At 74.5% G+C, this 14,639-nt stretch carries 14 protein-coding genes and 1 pseudogene; 9 read left to right on the top strand and 6 right to left on the bottom strand.

Going from position 1 to position 14,639, the window contains the following annotated elements; all coding sequences use genetic code 11:
* Positions 1-174: 174 nt before the first annotated feature.
* Complete coding sequence (locus ACZ3J7_RS16010; protein WP_465621049.1) at positions 175-573, top strand: DnaJ family domain-containing protein; 399 nt, start codon at positions 175-177, stop codon at positions 571-573.
* Positions 574-592: 19 nt separating this feature from the next.
* On the opposite strand, the gene ACZ3J7_RS16015 is transcribed toward ACZ3J7_RS16010, so the two are convergent.
* Positions 593-1,027, bottom strand: a complete 435-nt coding sequence (locus tag ACZ3J7_RS16015) for a MerR family transcriptional regulator (RefSeq protein ID WP_465621111.1) — start codon at positions 1,025-1,027, stop codon at positions 593-595.
* A 170-nt stretch (positions 1,028-1,197) separates the two neighbouring features.
* Here ACZ3J7_RS16015 and ACZ3J7_RS16020 point away from each other — a divergent pair, with 170 nt between their 5' ends.
* Positions 1,198-2,709, top strand: a complete 1,512-nt coding sequence (locus ACZ3J7_RS16020; RefSeq protein WP_465621050.1) for a SulP family inorganic anion transporter — start codon at positions 1,198-1,200, stop codon at positions 2,707-2,709.
* Positions 2,710-2,847: 138 nt separating this feature from the next.
* Positions 2,848-3,606 carry a hypothetical protein gene (locus ACZ3J7_RS16025; protein ID WP_465621051.1) on the top strand — a complete coding sequence of 253 codons (759 nt, stop codon included), beginning with the start codon at positions 2,848-2,850 and terminating at the stop codon, positions 3,604-3,606.
* A 45-nt stretch (positions 3,607-3,651) separates the two neighbouring features.
* On the opposite strand, the gene ACZ3J7_RS16030 is transcribed toward ACZ3J7_RS16025, so the two are convergent.
* From ACZ3J7_RS16030 to ACZ3J7_RS16040, 3 genes are all read right to left on the bottom strand, one after another.
* Positions 3,652-4,428, bottom strand: coding sequence for an SDR family oxidoreductase (locus ACZ3J7_RS16030; RefSeq protein WP_465621052.1), 777 nt, complete (start codon positions 4,426-4,428; stop codon positions 3,652-3,654).
* Positions 4,429-4,506: 78 nt separating this feature from the next.
* Entirely contained in the window at positions 4,507-5,787 is a 1,281-nt protein-coding gene (locus ACZ3J7_RS16035; protein WP_465621053.1) for a cytochrome P450, read from the bottom strand.
* Positions 5,788-5,943: 156 nt separating this feature from the next.
* Positions 5,944-6,396, bottom strand: coding sequence for a DUF3224 domain-containing protein (locus ACZ3J7_RS16040; RefSeq protein ID WP_465621054.1), 453 nt, complete (start codon positions 6,394-6,396; stop codon positions 5,944-5,946).
* Between the two features lie 135 nt (positions 6,397-6,531).
* Between ACZ3J7_RS16040 and ACZ3J7_RS16045 the strand changes: the two genes are divergently transcribed.
* From ACZ3J7_RS16045 to ACZ3J7_RS16065, 5 genes are all read left to right on the top strand, one after another.
* Positions 6,532-7,725: a helix-turn-helix transcriptional regulator gene (locus tag ACZ3J7_RS16045; protein ID WP_465621113.1), complete on the top strand. Its 1,194-nt coding sequence runs from the start codon at positions 6,532-6,534 to the stop codon at positions 7,723-7,725.
* 135 nt (positions 7,726-7,860) lie between these two features.
* Positions 7,861-9,099 (top strand): threonine--tRNA ligase, encoded by a 1,239-nt coding sequence (gene thrS, locus ACZ3J7_RS16050; protein WP_465621115.1) that lies wholly within the window; start codon positions 7,861-7,863, stop codon positions 9,097-9,099.
* A gap of 200 nt (positions 9,100-9,299) precedes the next feature.
* Positions 9,300-9,938 carry a hypothetical protein gene (locus ACZ3J7_RS16055; protein WP_465621055.1) on the top strand — a complete coding sequence of 213 codons (639 nt, stop codon included), beginning with the start codon at positions 9,300-9,302 and terminating at the stop codon, positions 9,936-9,938.
* A gap of 149 nt (positions 9,939-10,087) precedes the next feature.
* Positions 10,088-10,894 carry a DsbA family protein gene (locus ACZ3J7_RS16060; protein ID WP_465621056.1) on the top strand — a complete coding sequence of 269 codons (807 nt, stop codon included), beginning with the start codon at positions 10,088-10,090 and terminating at the stop codon, positions 10,892-10,894.
* Between the two features lie 4 nt (positions 10,895-10,898).
* Positions 10,899-11,504: a vitamin K epoxide reductase family protein gene (locus tag ACZ3J7_RS16065; protein ID WP_465621058.1), complete on the top strand. Its 606-nt coding sequence runs from the start codon at positions 10,899-10,901 to the stop codon at positions 11,502-11,504.
* A gap of 597 nt (positions 11,505-12,101) precedes the next feature.
* Here the strand turns inward: ACZ3J7_RS16065 and ACZ3J7_RS16070 are convergent.
* Positions 12,102-13,154 (bottom strand): annotated as a pseudogene (locus tag ACZ3J7_RS16070) (transposase); the annotation flags it as partial.
* On the opposite strand from ACZ3J7_RS16070, the gene ACZ3J7_RS16075 reads away from it, so the two are divergent.
* Positions 13,125-13,580 (top strand): hypothetical protein, encoded by a 456-nt coding sequence (locus tag ACZ3J7_RS16075; protein ID WP_465621119.1) that lies wholly within the window; start codon positions 13,125-13,127, stop codon positions 13,578-13,580. The pseudogene ACZ3J7_RS16070 and the gene ACZ3J7_RS16075 overlap by 30 nt on opposite strands.
* 120 nt (positions 13,581-13,700) lie before the next feature.
* Here the strand turns inward: ACZ3J7_RS16075 and ACZ3J7_RS16080 are convergent, their stop codons facing one another.
* Positions 13,701-14,516, bottom strand: a complete 816-nt coding sequence (locus tag ACZ3J7_RS16080; protein WP_465621060.1) for an SDR family NAD(P)-dependent oxidoreductase — start codon at positions 14,514-14,516, stop codon at positions 13,701-13,703.
* Positions 14,517-14,639 lie beyond the last annotated feature (123 nt).

A 14,639-nucleotide genomic window follows, 5' to 3' on the forward strand; every position in this document is an offset into this window, starting at 1 on the left:
CGGAATCCGGCAGCGGCACCGCTGGTCCGGGCGCGCGGGCCGGGGCGCGCCCCGCTCCCTCCGCGGATGCGCCCCCGCCCTTCCGCGCTCCCCGTCCCCGGCCTCCCCGGGAGCGGTGGCTCCCGTAGGATCGGGAGGGACGCCCCTTCTGCTGCTGCACGGGAGGACCCTCGCATGACGGAACGCAAGCCCCCTGGTGTGACCTTCGAGAGCTGGGTCGACCGGCAGATCCGCGAGGCCACCGAGCGCGGCGCGTTCGACGACCTGCCCGGCACGGGCGAGCCGCTGGCCGACGAGGGCCGGCCGTACCACGAGATGTGGTGGATCCGGCGGAAGATGGAACGCGAGGGCCTCTCCTACCTGCCGCCGTCGCTGGCCCTGCGTGCCGAACTGCGGGACGCGCTCGACACCGCCCGCCTGGCCCCGACCGAGCCCCTGCTGCGCAGCCGCCTCGCCGAGGCCAACGCCCGGATCGAGGCCGCCCTGCGCCGCCCGATCGAGGGCCCGCCGCTGGGCCTGGCCCCGGTGGACGTCGAGTCGGCCGTCGCCGAGTGGCGCAGCACCCACTCCTGACCCCGCCCTCCCCGCCCGCTCAGTCCCCGTCCGCCCCGTCCGCCCCGTCCGTCCCGTGCGTCTCATCCGTCTCGTCCGCCAAGCGGCCGCGCAGGGTCCGCGCGAAGTCCTCGGCGCGGGCGAGTTGGACGCGCAGGCGGTCGACCTGTTCGGCGGCGGCGCGTTCGTAGCCGCGGACGAGGGCGAGCAGCGCGGGGCGGCCGCCGGCGGTCGGGTCGTAGGGGCCGTCGGCGTCCAGGCGGTCGGTGGCGTCGAGGAGTTCGCGCATCTGGTCGAGGGTGAACCCGAGCGGTTTCATCCGGCGGATCACCATCAGCCGGGCCACGTCGCGCTCGGTGTAGAGGCGGAAGCCGCCTTGGGAGCGGGCGGAGGGGATGACCAGGCCGGCCTCCTCGTAGTGCCGGATGGTGCGCAGCGAGAGCTCGGTGCGGGCGGCGACCTCGCCGATCTGCATCAGCCCCGCGCCGGTCCCGCCCGCGCCGTCGCCGCCCCCGACCCCGTCGCGGCTGCCCCGGTCCTCGTCCACGCTGTGCCTTCCTCCGCTCGCCGGGCGAACCCTACTCTCACGTTAGGGTAGAGTTCGCCGCCTCCCTCCATTCTCCCCTCTCCGCTCCGCCCCACTCCATGACGGGTTGCGCCTCTTTGTCCTCCTCCACCGCGTTCCGTGCCGTCCGGCTGCCCGCCTGGTGTTCCGATCCGAAGGCGTGGCGCACCGAGGTGCTGGCCGGCCTGGTGGTCGCGCTGGCGCTGATCCCCGAGGCGATCTCGTTCTCGGTGATCGCCGGGGTCGATCCGAAGATCGGCCTGTTCGCGTCGGTGACGATGGCCGTGGCCATCTCGGTGGTGGGCGGCCGGCGGGCGATGATCTCGGCGGCGACCGGCGCGGTGGCGCTGGTGATCGGGCCGCTGAACCGGGAGCACGGTCTCGGCCACCTGGTGGCGGCGGTGATCCTGGCGGGGGTGTTCCAGATCGCGCTGGGTGCGCTGGGCGTGGCGCGGCTGATGCGGTTCGTGCCGCGCTCGGTGATGGTCGGGTTCGTCAATTCGCTGGCGATCCTGGTCTTCCTGGCCCAGCTGCCGGAGCTGTCGCACGTCCCGTGGGCGGTGTACCCGCTGCTGGTGGGCGGGTTGGCACTGCTGGTGGGGTTCCCGAGGCTGACCCGGACGGTGCCGGCGCCGCTGGTGTCGATCGTGGTGCTGACGCTGGTGACGGTCGGCGCGGGCATCGCGGTGCCGACGGTCGGCGACAAGGGCGCGCTGCCGTCCTCGCTGCCGGTCCCGGGGCTGCCGGACGTGCCGTTCACGCTGGAGACCCTGACCACCGTGGCCCCGTACGCGCTGGCGATGGCGCTGGTGGGGCTGATGGAGTCGCTGATGACGGCGAAGCTGGTGGACGAGATCACCGACACCCGTTCCGACAAGCGGCGGGAGGCGGTCGGGCAGGGCGTGGCGAACATCGTGACCGGACTGTTCGGCGGGATGGGCGGCTGCGCGATGATCGGCCAGACGATGATCAACGTGAAGGTGTCGGGTGCCCGTACCCGGGTGTCGACCTTCCTGGCCGGAACGTTCCTGCTGCTGCTCTGCCTGGTCTTCGGGTCGGCCGTGTCGCGGATCCCGATGGCGGCGCTGGTCGCGGTGATGGTGATGGTGTCGTTCGCGACCTTCGACTGGCACTCCGTCCGCCCCTCCACCCTGCGTCGGCTCCCGGCCGGCGAGTTGGCCGTCACGGCGGTGACGGTGGCCGTGGTGGTGGCCACCCACAACCTGGCGATCGGTGTCGTGGTCGGCTCGCTGCTGGCGATGGCCGTCTTCGCCAAGCGGGTCGCCCACCACTCGGGCGTCACGGTCACCCCCGACCCGGACGGCGGCCGGGTGGTGTACGCGGTCACCGGCGAGCTGTTCTTCGCCTCCGCCAATGAGCTGGCCGCCCGCTTCGACTACGCCGGCGACCCGGACCTGGTCGTCGTCGACCTGTCCGCCGCCCACGTCTGGGACGCCTCCTCGGTGGCCGCCCTGGACACCGTCCGGGCCAGGTACGCCCAGCGCGGCAAGCGGGTCGAGGTCACCGGCCTGAACGTCCCGAGCGCCGCCCTGCACGACCGCCTCAGCGGCGAACTCGCGGTCGCCCGCTGACGGTCGGCGCCGCCGGGGTCCGCGCGGACCGACGGCCGCCCCGGGGCTGGTGCCCGTCCGCCCTTCGGCCTGCGGTAATGTGCCCGCCCGGACCAAGCGGAAGATTGGCTTCCGCTACTCGTCAGCCGTGGGGGAGCCGTGCCGGACACCGGACAGGACACCAGACAGGACGCCGTGCCGGGCGCCGCGCCGGACGCCGGACGGACCACCGTGCCGGAACCGCGGCACCGGTCGGAGTCGATCGACAGCCTGCGGTCGATCTGGGCGGCGGGCGACGAGCCGCAGCCGGTGCCGCCCTGGCACCGGCGGATCGGCCGCAAGCAGGTCGTCGTCGCGGCGCTCTGCCTGACGGCGGTGCTGACCGGATACCTGGCGGTCACGTCGGTCGACTCCGGCGTGCGGCAGTACCGGGTGGTGCTGCCGACCAACACCGCCGGGCTGCCCCGGGTCGCCGAGGACCAGGAGCTGACCGACCTCCGGCTCGCCTATGAGCGGAAGAACGCCAGGCGCCACGGCCGGCACGCCGTCGACGTGCGGGGGTACGGGGAGCCGGGCGCGACCGGCCTGCGGGAGAGCGAGCTGCTGGCGGTGGCCCTGGAGGGCACGGTGCCGGACGCCGCCCGGGCCGCGACCGAGATGCTCGGCGGCTACTCGCCGCAGGGCGGCTCGCTCTCCGACGGCACCCCGGTCAGGGACATGCGGACCTTCGACCCGGGCCCGCTGGGCGGCACGCTCGCCTGCGCGATGCTCGGCACGGCGGACGAGCGGGTCGCGGCCTGCTCCTGGGCGGACGGCAGCACCCTGGGCTACCTGGTCGACCGCACCGGCGAACTGGATCTCGACGAGATGGCCGTACGCACCCGCGACCTGCGCGCCCGCACCGAACAGCCCGCCTGACCGCCCCGCCGGCCCGACGCCACGCCGCCGCTCCCGCGCTACTTCCTACTTCAACCCGCCGCTGCTCTGCAGCAGTTGGCCGTTGACCCACTGGCCCTGCGGCGAGCAGAGGAACTCGACCAGGTGCGCGGCGTCCCGCGGGGTGCCGAGCCGGGCCAACGGGGTGCGCTCGATCGTCTCCGCCTTGTGCTGCTCGCTCATCCAGCCGGTGTCGGTCGGGCCGGGGTCGACCGCGTTGGCGGTCACCCCGAGGTGGGCGAGCTCGCGGGCGGCGGCGCGGACGATCCGGTCCAGCGCGCCCTTGCTGGCCCCGTACGGGAGGTTCCCGGCGGTGTGGTCGCTGGTCAGCGCGACGATCCGGCCGGTGCCGAACGCGCCGGTGAAGCGCAGCCCGAACTCGCGGACCAGCAGCCAGCTCGCCCGGGCGTTGACCGCGAAGTGCCGGTCGAAGCTCTCCACCGTGGTGTCCAGCAGGCCCGAGTCGACGGACTCGGCATGGCTGAGCACCAACGCGCCGACCGGACCGAGCCCGGCCTCCACCCGGTCGAACAGCCGGGCGGGCGCCTCGGGATCGGCCAGGTCGGCCGGCACCGCGAGGTGCCGCGCCCCGTGCGCGCCGATCGCGGCGCCGACGGCCGCCACCGCGCCCTCCTCGGCGCCCCAGGACATCCGGGCGTCGTACGGCGTCCAGTGGCTGTGGGCGACGTCCCAGCCGGAGGCGGCGAGGCGTTCGGCGATGGCGGCGCCGATGCCGGCCGTCCGGCCGACTCCGGTCACCAGCGCGACGGGACGGGTGGGCGCCCGGTTCACTTCTGTGCTCACGGGTTCCGAGCCTGACAGTCCGTCAGCCGGCCTGACAAACCATTTCCCGCCCCGGCGCCCTGATGCCCCGGCCCTCCCCTACTCCCCCTGCGCGTGCAGCACCGCCCGGACCGGGCCCGCGGGGTGCACGGTGATGGCGTAGCCGGTCTCCTCGGGCGCCTCGCGGATCTCGGCCCGGTAGGCGGGCAGCAGTTCCTCCAGCAGCAGCACCATCTCGCGCACGGCGAACTGCGCGCCCAGGCAGGCGCGCGGGCCGAGCCCGAACGGGAAGTACGCGCCGGGCGCCGGGCGCCGCTCGGTGTCCAGGAAGCGCTGCGGCCGGAACTCCTCCGGGTCGGGCCAGAGTTCCGCGTCCCGGTGGGTCAGGTAGGGGCAGAGCAGCACCGTCGTCCCGGCCTCGACGGCCAGGCCGTCCAGGGTGTCCGCCGCGGCGGCGTGCCGGGGCATCAGCCAGGCGACGGGGTACAGCCGCAGCGTCTCGTCGACCAGCGCCCGGATCGCGCCGGCCCGTTCGGCGGAGCCGGCCGGGCCGGCGGCCAGGGCCCAGTCCCGCTGTTCGGGGTGCGCGTCGAGCAGCAGGAACAGCCAGCTGAGCGTGGTCGCGGTGGTCTCGTACCCGGCGACCACCAGTGTCAGCAGCTCGTCGCGCACCAACCGCTCGGTGTAGTCCGGGAGTTCGGCCGCCGCCTTGAGCAGCACCGCCAGCAGGTGCGGTTCCTCCGCCTGGCCCGCGAGCGCGATGGCGTGTGCGGCCGCGATGTCGGCCCGCTCGTTCGCCGTCCGGAAGTCGGCGCCGGCCTCGCCGGTCGCGGGGGCGAACGCGGGGATCGCGGCGAGGCTGTCCCCGGCGGAGATCAGCCGCTGGTGGGTCTCCGGGTCGAGGGGGTGGGCGGTGAGCGAGCGCCAGATCACCTCCAGCGAGAAGTGCCGCAGGTCGGCGTCGATCTCCCGGACCTCCCCGGCCGCGGCCGCCGCCCGCCACCGCTCGGCGGTCCCGGCGACCGCCGCCCGGATCTGCGGCTCGTACGCCCGGATCCCGCGACCGGTGAACTGCGGGTGCAGCACCTTCCGTTGGCGCCGCCAGGGCTCCCCGGAGGCGCACAGCAGGCCGTCCCCGAGCAGCACCTTGGCCCGGTGCCCGTGCTTCACGTACGTGTCGGGGTTCTTCGCCAGCACGTGCTGCACCTGCTCGGCGCCGGTGACCAGCACGATCCGCCGCTCCCCCAGCCGGAACCCGGCGACCGGACCCAACTCCCGCGCAGCCTGGAACAGTTCGAGCAACTTCCCACCGCCGGCCCGCCAGCGGGCCAGCGCCTCCGCGTCGAGTTCGGGGGGAACACTGGTGGCTGCCGTGGCCAAGGCGGTCTCCTGCCGTGCTGATCTGCGCCGTCCGGACGCCCACCACCCTAACCAGCACGGCCCGCCCCCGAGCGGAGAACCCGTTAGCAGACGACCGGAAACCGCCGGGCACCACCGGGCATCGCCGGGAACCCGCAACGCCCCTTCCCGGCAGGGCTATTCGGGCAGCCGGTAGGTGAAGGAGTACGGGAACGACGCCTCGCCGGTCCGGCAGGTGTACTCGCCGGCTCCGGTCAGGCCGGCCAGGCTCCCCGTCCCGCTGCCGGGGACGACCGTGAAGGCGCAGCGGATGGTGCCGTCCTCGGCGAAGGTGCCGCGCTCCTCCAGGACGAACGTCCCCTCCCGGCCGTCGAGGCTGCCGGTGACCAGTTCCATCCCGGTGAACGCGCCGACGTTCCCGGCGGTGTAGGCGATGCTGTAGCCGCAGGCGGTGCGCGCGGCCTCGATGCCGCCGGTGAAGGTGTTGGCGACCGTGGCGCGGGCAATCCGCGGGCCCGCCTCGCTCGTGCCGGTCTCGTGCTCCTCCCAGTCGGCGAAACCGATGCTGCCGCTGGTGCTGATGCTGGTGGTGCCGTCGGCGCTTCCGGTGGCGGTCTGCTGCGCGGTCATGGCGCTGTCCTTTCGTCCGGTGCGCGGCGGATCCGCGCACGATGCGGGTGCGGTGGTGGGGCGGTGGGCGCCCGCGGGTTCACGCGTGCGCCGCTCGACCAGCCTGGCGGCGATACCCGACACCTCCTGTCAACTATTCCGGCGGGTTCGCGCGACAATGGCGGGGGGCGCGCCGACCGTCTCCTCGCCCTGCTCCTGCTGCTCCAGAACCGGGGGCGGTGCACGGCCGCCGAACTCGCCGGGCAGTTGGAGGTCTCGGTCCGCACCGTCCACCGCGACGTGGAGGCGCTGGGCGCGGCCGGGGTGCCGGTGCTCGCCGAGCGCGGCCGGACCGGCGGGTACCGGCTGGTGGACGGCTACCGGACGCGGCTGACCGGCCTGACCGGGGCCGAGGCGGGTGCGCTGTTCCTGGCCGGAGCGCCGGGCGCGGCCGAGGAGTTGGGGCTGGGCGCGGTACTGGCCACCGCCCAGTTGAAGGTGCAGGCCGCGCTGCCCGCCGAACTCGCCGACCGCACCCGCCGCCTGCAGGACCGCTTCCACCTGGACCCGGCGTCCTGGTTCCGCGAGGCCGACCCCGTTCCGTGGCTGGGCCGGGTCGCCGAGGCGGTCTGGGAGCAGCGGGTGCTGCGCGTGCACTACCGGCGTTGGCGCGGCGACGTGCACCGTGAACTGCGGCCGCTGGGCCTGGTGTCGAAGAGCGGCATCTGGTACCTGATCGCCCTCCCCGAAGCCGTCCCGCGCCCTCCGGATCCACCGGCCCCGCCTACCGCCCAGGGCCCGCCGGGCCCGTCCGCCGTCCGCACCTACCGGATCTCCCGGATCCTGGCCGCCGATCTCACGGACGAGCGCTTCGAGCGCCCGCCCGGCTTCGACCTGGCCGCCCACTGGGCGGACGCCACGCGGGAGTTGACCGGCCTGCTGCACCAGGGCACGGCCACCGTCCGGCTCTCCCCGCGGGCGCTGGCCCTGCTGCCGGTCCAGTTCGGCCCGGCCGGGGCCCGCGCGGCCCGCGGCGCGGGGGAGCCCGACCCGGACGGTTGGACCACGGTCGAGCTCGCCGTCGAGTCGACGGAGGTGGCGGTCGGCGACCTGCTCCGGCTGGGCCCGCACGCCGAGGTGCTGGCCCCGCCGGAGCTGCGCCGCGCCGTCGCCGACGCGGTCGCCGCGCTGGCCCGCCGCTACGCGGTCCCGTCCGATGGCCCGGCCGCGCCCGGCCTCGCGGTCCCGACCGATATCGGGGTGCCGCCCGCCGCCGGGGCGGCTACCGTGGCGGGCATGCAGCGTGCCGCGAAGTCGACGACGACGCCGGAGAGTGTCCCGGCGCGCTGACCGCTGTGCGTGTGCGAGCCCCGGGGCCGAGTGCTCCGGGGCTTTCGCGTGCGCATCCGCCCCCGACGGCGCTCGTCCCCTCCCCCGATCGTCCCGATCCCCGAGGAGACCACCGTGTCCGACCCCATCGACTCCATGGCCCCCATCGACCGCGTCGACCGCGTCGACCACCGCAGGCTGGGCCGCGAGCTGGGCCTGTTCGGCACCGATCCGCTGATCGGCGCCGGTCTGCCGTACTGGCTGCCGGACGGCGCGGCGGTGCGGCAGAGCCTGGAGGACTTCGTCCGCGCCCTGGAACGGCGGGCGGGCTACCGGCACGTGCACTCGCCGGTGCTGGGCAGGCGCGAGCTGTACGAGCGCTCGGGGCACTGGGCGCACTACCGGCAGGACATGTTCCCGCCGCTGGAGATGGGCGCGGACGAGCAGTTGGTGCTGCGGCCGAGCCTGTGTCCGCACCACGCGCTGCTGTTCCGTTCGCGTTCCCGCAGTTACCGCGAACTGCCTTTTCGGATGGCCGAGTTGGGCGAAATGTACCGTTCCGAGCGGTCGGGCGTGCTGGGCGGGCTGAGCCGGGTGCGGGCGATCCGGCTGAACGACGCGCACGTGTTCTGCACCCTGGAGCAGACGGCGGCGGAGGTGCGCGGCGCGCTGGAGCTGATCGCGGCGGCGCACCGGGCGATGGGGGTGGTGCCGTCCCGCTACCGGCTGTCGCTGCCGGGTCCGGGCGGCACGTACGCGGCGCGGCCGGAGCTGTGGGAGCGGGCGACCGCGATCCTGGTGCGGGTGCTGGCGGAGCTGGGCGTGCCGTACGAGGAGGGGGTCGGCGAGGCGGCGTTCTACGGGCCGAAGATCGACGTGCAGGTGCTGGACCCGGCGGGGCGGGAGTCGACCCTCTCCACCGTGCAGGTCGACTTCCACCAGCCGGAGCGGTTCGACCTGCACTACGTCGGGGCGGACGGGGCGCGGCACCGGCCGGTGATGGTGCACCGGTCGGTGGTGGGCAGTGTGGAGCGGGCGGTGGCGCACCTGGTGGAGCGGCACGGCGGCGCGTTCCCGGCCTGGCTGGCGCCGGTGCAGCTGGCGGTGCTGCCGCTCGGCGCGGGGCAGGCGGACGCGGCGCGCGCGCTGGCGGGGCGCTGCCTGGAGCTGGAGCTGCGGGCGGAGGTGTCCTGGCCGGAGCGCGGTTCGCTCGGGGCCCGGGTGCGGGCGGCGCGCCTGGTGCCGTACCAGGTGGTGCTGGGTCCGCGCGAGGCGGCCGACGGCACCCTCGCGCTGCGGTTGCGGGACGGTCGGCGGCTCGGTCCGCGGCCGGCCGGCGAAGTGCTGTCCGGGGTCGTGGCGCGGGTCCGGGCACACGCGCCGGAACTGTGGTGAGCGCCACCCGGGCCGCGTGACCCTCCCCACCCCGGGCGCCCCCTCCCGTGCCCCCGCCACCCCCGTCCGGCCCCCGCCCCGCCCGTGTCCCACCCACCCCGCACCCCCTTTATGCAGGGCTTATTCACCGCCGGGGCGGTCGTGGCGGGGGCCGTCCGGCCCTCGTGCCGGGGACGTTCGGCGTGCCATACTCCTTCACCATGACCGGCATTCACGCGACCAAGGCCCTGCGGGGCGCGGTGTTCACCGCGCTCGCCGTGCCGCTGGCCGCGTTCGGCCAGGTGGCGATCACCGGGCGCGCCCTGCCGCTCACCCTGGTCGCGGCGGCGAGCGTCGCGGTCTTCCTGCTGGCGGTGGTCCTCGACGGGGCGCGCCGCCGTTTCCTGCTGCTGTCCTCCGTGCTGGTGCCGGTGGAGCTGCTGCTGAACACCGCGTTCAACCTCGGCCAGGACGCCTGTGCGCGCCCGGCCCGGGGCGTGGACCTGCTGGTCTGCGGCGGCGACTCGGTCGGCGCCTCCGAGCTGTTCGCCCAGTGGACGCACGGCTCGGCGGGCCTGCTGCGCGTGCTGGTCCTGGCCGTGCACCTGGCGCTGGCGCTGGCCGCCGCGGCCTGGCTGCGGCTGGCGGACGCCACGCTCAGCGGCGTCGCCGAGGCGCTGGACGCGCTGGCCCGCCTGCTGCCCGCGCCCTGGCGCGCCCTGCTGCTGGCCGCCCGCCCGGGCTGCCCGGCCGCGCTGCTGCCCGCTTCGGGCACCGAGCCGGCCCGGCGCCGTCCGCAGGTCCTGCTGCTCTCCCCCGCTCCGCGTCGCGGCCCCCCGCAGCCGGCTCTCGCCCGCTGACGGACCGCTCCCGCAACGCCGGACGCCGTTCCGTCCGGGCGCCCCTGCCTAGGCTCGCCCACCCCTTTGACCCGTGCCCCGCCGTACCGTGCCACGCCCCGTCCCGTCGGGCGGCCGGGCGGCCGGGGGCCGAGGAGACGACGGATCCCATGACCAGCACCCCGAAGAACCAGCACCCGAAGCAGCACACCACCGCCCGCGAGCGCCTCCAGCAGGCCCGGCAGGCCGAGGCCCGGTCCGCCAGGCGCCGGCGCGGCCTGACCGTCGCCGTGTCGGTGGCCGCCGCCGTGGCCGTGGTCGCGGGCGGCACCGCCCTGGCGATCTCCGGCGCCTCGAAGGACGACGGCTCCGCGACCGCCGCCGCCGTCGCGCCCGCCCACACCTCCGCCGCCGACGACACCGTCGTCGTGTACGGCAAGGCCAACGCCCCGCACACGCTGGCCGTGTACGAGGACTTCCGCTGCCCGGTCTGCCAGGCCTTCGAGACCTCGGCCGGCCAGAGCGTCCAGCAGCTCGCCGACCAGGGCGAGTACAAGATCGAGTACCACCTGGCCACGTTCCTGGACAACAACCTGGGCGGCAAGGGCTCGAAGGCGGCGCTGGCCGCGGCGGGCGCGGCGCTGAACGAGGGCGTCGACAAGTTCAAGGCGTTCCACGACGTGCTGTACGCCAACCAGCCCGCCGAGACCGAGGACGGCTTCGGCGACGTCAACCACCTGCTCGACCTGGCCGGCCAGGTCCCCGGCCTGAAGACCGAGGCGTTCACCAAGGCCGTCACCGACGGCACGTACAAGGGCTGGGCGGCGAAGGTCTCCACCGCGTTCAACAAGAGCGGCGTCTCCGGCACCCCGACCGTCAAGCTGGACGGCCGGACCCTCGCCGTCATCGGCCAGGACGGCAAGCCGGTCACCGGCGAGCAGTTCACCGCCCTGGTCCGGCAGACCACCGGCGGGTGACCCGATGACCACCGATGCCCGCACCCCGGTCCCCGCCTCCCGCGGCCACGCCTGGACGCTCCTGCTGACCGGCCTGATCGGCCTGGCCGCTTCCGCCGTCCTCACCCTCGACAAGCTCAAGCTCCTCGAGAACCCGGCCTACCAGCCCAGCTGCAACATCAACCCGATCATCAGCTGCGGCTCGATCATGCGCACCGCCCAGGCCGAGGCCTTCGGCTTCCCCAACCCGCTGATCGGCCTGGCCGCCTTCGGCGCCCTCTCCGCCATCGGCGCCGGCCTGCTGGCCGGCGCCGCCCACCGCCGCTGGTTCTGGCTCTCCCTCCAGGCGGGCACCCTCCTCGGCCTGGGCTTCGTCGCCTGGCTGATCGACCAGGCCCTGTACGAGATCGGCGCCCTCTGCCCCTACTGCATGGTCGTCTGGGCCGTCGTCCTCACCGCCTTCTGGTCCACCACCGTCCACAACCTCCGCACCGGCACCCTCCCCGCCCCCGCCCCCCTCCGCCGCCTCGCCGCCCTCCCCCACCAGTGGCTCGTCCCGACCGCCGCCTACCTGGTGATCCTCCTCCTCATCCTGAACCGCTTCTGGTTCTACTGGTCCACCCTCCTCTGACCCACCACGCCCCGACGGCCCCCGCCCGCCCTCCGGCGGCCGGGGGCCTCGCGCGTCGACCTGGGCGGTTATGCCACCGGATGTCGCGTTCCGCCCGGTCGCCGTTGGTAACGGCTCCGCAAAGTCCACTGGTTCGCGTCCGGATTCCCAGTGACCAGGCGGGTCGTGCACTGCCATAGCCACTGCCGAGCCGGCCCGGTGCGCCGGGCGCTGCTGCCGCCTCGTGTTGCGGCTGAGCTGGGAAGAGTGGCTTTCGCATGCCCGGTTCCGAATCGATGCTCCCCCGGAGGACCAGATCGTGGTGGTCCTCCGGACCACCGAAGGTGCGGGGTTTGGGGGCGTTGTGTGCCACGGCCATGGTGGTGTCGTTGGCGGTGGCTCCGGCGTTCGCGGCTACGGCGTCCTCAGCGAAGCCGGGGGTGGCGGGTGCGGCGGCGGTGAAGGGGGTGAAGTCCTTCGGCGCGAAGAGGATCGAGGTGTCGGGGGACGCGCAGCGTTCCTTCGTGCCGAAGGCGACGGCGTGGCCGAAGGCGGCCACGGGCAGGTCTGTCCGTTGAACGGCTCTGGCCCGTAATCGGTGGCAGCATTGCGTGATGATCATGAAAGGAGGAGCCGCTGGCGAGGAGGGGGAAACCTGCGCGTCCGTGTATCTGCCTCATGATCCGTTTAGTGCGGGTGCTGACGCCTTCGGGGCGGCCGTTGTGGAACGGCAGGGTCAGGCCAGCGTTTACAGCAGCGCGGTCGAGCTCGAGGCCGTTCACGAAGGAGCGCAGGTGGGGCAGAGCGGCAGCGCGGACGGCCGCGAGCCAGTCGGTGAGCTTGGCGCCGTTGCCCGCGGCCGGGGCGAGCAACTGGGCGAACTCGTCGACCGGGCGAGCGAGGTCGACCATCTCGGGGCAGGCCTTGGTGAGCTCGGCCAGGAGCGCGGCGTTTTCTCGCGCAGGTGGTCGGGGCGGGTCAGGAACAGGTGGCGAAGTGCTTCGGAGTGGTGACGGGCCGTTCGCCCTCCGCTCGGCTCTGGTTGATGTAGCGGACCAGGAGGTTCGCGCTGCCGGTATAGCCCAGTTCCTTGATTTCGCGCAGGAGGTGGGTGACGGGGACCGCCGGGTCATCGGCCCGGCGTCGGCGCAGGTGGTCGCGGTAGGGGTCGACCAGGGTGGGCCGGTAGCGCGGTGCCCGGCGCTCGGCTAGGGGCTCTTTGCGGCGTGCGTGGCGCTTGACGGTGTTCAGGGCGAGGTCGAGGCGGCGGGCGCACTCCAGCAGGTCGACGCCCCCGTCGAGCAGGTCGTGGATCTGCTGCCAGCGCTCGCGGACACTCTGCTCGTGCACACCCGCGGGCCGAGCCGGATACACCGCGGTGGCCCAGTAGGCGGCGTGGGAGCGGACCTCGCCCAGAACCTTGTCGCATGGGTTCGACACAGGTGCTATCAGTTGCTTACCTGCACCGCTTCCGGAAGTGCCTGCCGGATCGTCTCGCCGTAGGAGCCGGAGCCGTCCCGGCACACGTACTGGGCGCCGGGACGGCTCGCGCAGCCACGCGACAAGCGTCTTGGTGGTGCGGTCGGGCAGGACGTCGATCCGTTCGCCGGTCTCGGCGTTGATGAGGACGGTGGCGTACCGGTGTCGGCGCTTGAGCGCGAAGTCGCCGACCCGGTGTTCGGGGCCGTCGGCTACGGCGGAGACCTCCTGTGCACCGAGTTGGAGAACGCGCTGGGCCCCCGCGGGGCGGCCGAGACCTACGAGGAGGCCCGTCGGATCCTGCGCGGGTACGACTGGGTGACCATCGTGCCGACCCAGTTGGCGGGCGAGCACGGTGGGCCGGGGTCCTTCGCGGCCTCGCCCGGCCTGCACAGCGTCGTGGAGCTCCCGTCCGGTGCGCTCTGGCTGTCCGCGACGGAATCCTTCGCGGACTACCGCGACCAGGCCGTCCGGGCGATGTTCCGGGCGGTGGCCCCCCTCCTGCCGCGGGGCCTGCCGGAGGAACGGGAATGGCTCGGCGTGCCGAGGGCGGTGACTCCGCTCGTCCACGAGGACGCCGGACGGTACGGCGCCACGCTGAGGTTCGGCGAGCGGTGACCGGCCGGTCGCCGGCCTCGCCCGACCGCTGACGGACGGTGCCCCGCCACTTCACGGTGGCGGGGCACCGTCGCGTACGGGGCCGGTCGGCCGGGCTGGACGCGAGCGGCTGCGGGGCCGCTACAGGGTGGCGAGCAGGTGCTCGGTGGCGGTGTGCAGGCGGAGGGCCGCGGCGGGGTCGAAGGCGGGGGTGTCGGTGCGGACGCGGCGGCCTTCCAGGACGGCGGTGAGGCCGGGGGCGGGGGCGTCGAGGTAGGGGAGGATCTGGGCGGCGGCTTCGGTGGCGGGGCGGCCGTGGGTGCGCAGGTGCCGCACGTGGGCGGCGGTGGCGGGGTCGTACTCGCCGGCGAAGCTGGTGGCAGTGACGCCGGGGTGGTTGATCACCTGGGGGACGTCGGGGTGCAGGCGGGCGAGGTGGGTGGCGAGCAGGTCGCAGAGGGCCCCGCCGTGGCCCAGGGCGCCGGTGCCGGGGTAGTCGCGGCGTAGTTGGAGGTCGTCCCAGCGGACCGGGCCGGTCCGGCCGGCGCCGCCGAAGTTGAGGACCACGGGGTTCGGCGCGCGCCGGAGTTGGGGGAGCAGGCCGTGCGAGAGCAGGTGGCGGCTGAGGTAGTAGAGGGCGAAGTTGCTCTCCAGGCCGTCGGCGGTCTCGGCCCGGGTGGAGCGGTGGTAGCGGGCGCCGAGGACGAGGACGTCCACCACCGGGTGGTGGGTGGCGACGTGGTCGATCAGGCGGCGGTTCTCGGCGACCAGGCCGAGGTCGGCGGTCAGGTGGTGGGCGCGTTCGCCGGCACCGGCCCGGTCGGCTTCGGCGCGGAAGGCCTCGCCCTTGGCCGGGTTCGTCCCGACCACCAGGACGTGGTATCCGCGGTGCAGGTAGGTGGTGGCGAGTGCGCGGCCGATGCCGTCCGTCCCGCCCGTGATCACTGCTGTGGCCATGGTTCCCCTCCGCGGCCCGAAATGGTTTGATGCATCAAAGCATCTCGGGCTACGGAGGGGCAACTGGCCATGTGGGGATGCGAGTTGCCGCCACGGAGGGAAGGGGGAGCGCGGCCGGGTACG

The sequence above is a fragment of the Kitasatospora sp. NPDC015121 genome, assembly GCF_055562955.1.

Excerpts from the sequence above, each read along its gene's own strand:
- ACZ3J7_RS16010 (WP_465621049.1), top strand. The coding sequence starts at position 175 with ATGACGGAACGCAAGCCCCCTGGTGTGACCTTCGAGAGCTGGGTCGAC.
- ACZ3J7_RS16015 (WP_465621111.1), bottom strand. The coding sequence starts at position 1,027 with ATGCAGATCGGCGAGGTCGCCGCCCGCACCGAGCTCTCGCTGCGCACC.
- ACZ3J7_RS16020 (WP_465621050.1), top strand. The coding sequence starts at position 1,198 with ATGACGGGTTGCGCCTCTTTGTCCTCCTCCACCGCGTTCCGTGCCGTC.
- ACZ3J7_RS16040 (WP_465621054.1), bottom strand. The coding sequence starts at position 6,396 with ATGACCGCGCAGCAGACCGCCACCGGAAGCGCCGACGGCACCACCAGC.
- thrS (WP_465621115.1), top strand. The coding sequence starts at position 7,861 with ATGGCCCCCATCGACCGCGTCGACCGCGTCGACCACCGCAGGCTGGGC.
- ACZ3J7_RS16055 (WP_465621055.1), top strand. The coding sequence starts at position 9,300 with ATGACCGGCATTCACGCGACCAAGGCCCTGCGGGGCGCGGTGTTCACC.
- ACZ3J7_RS16060 (WP_465621056.1), top strand. The coding sequence starts at position 10,088 with ATGACCAGCACCCCGAAGAACCAGCACCCGAAGCAGCACACCACCGCC.
- ACZ3J7_RS16065 (WP_465621058.1), top strand. The coding sequence starts at position 10,899 with ATGACCACCGATGCCCGCACCCCGGTCCCCGCCTCCCGCGGCCACGCC.
- ACZ3J7_RS16080 (WP_465621060.1), bottom strand. The coding sequence starts at position 14,516 with ATGGCCACAGCAGTGATCACGGGCGGGACGGACGGCATCGGCCGCGCA.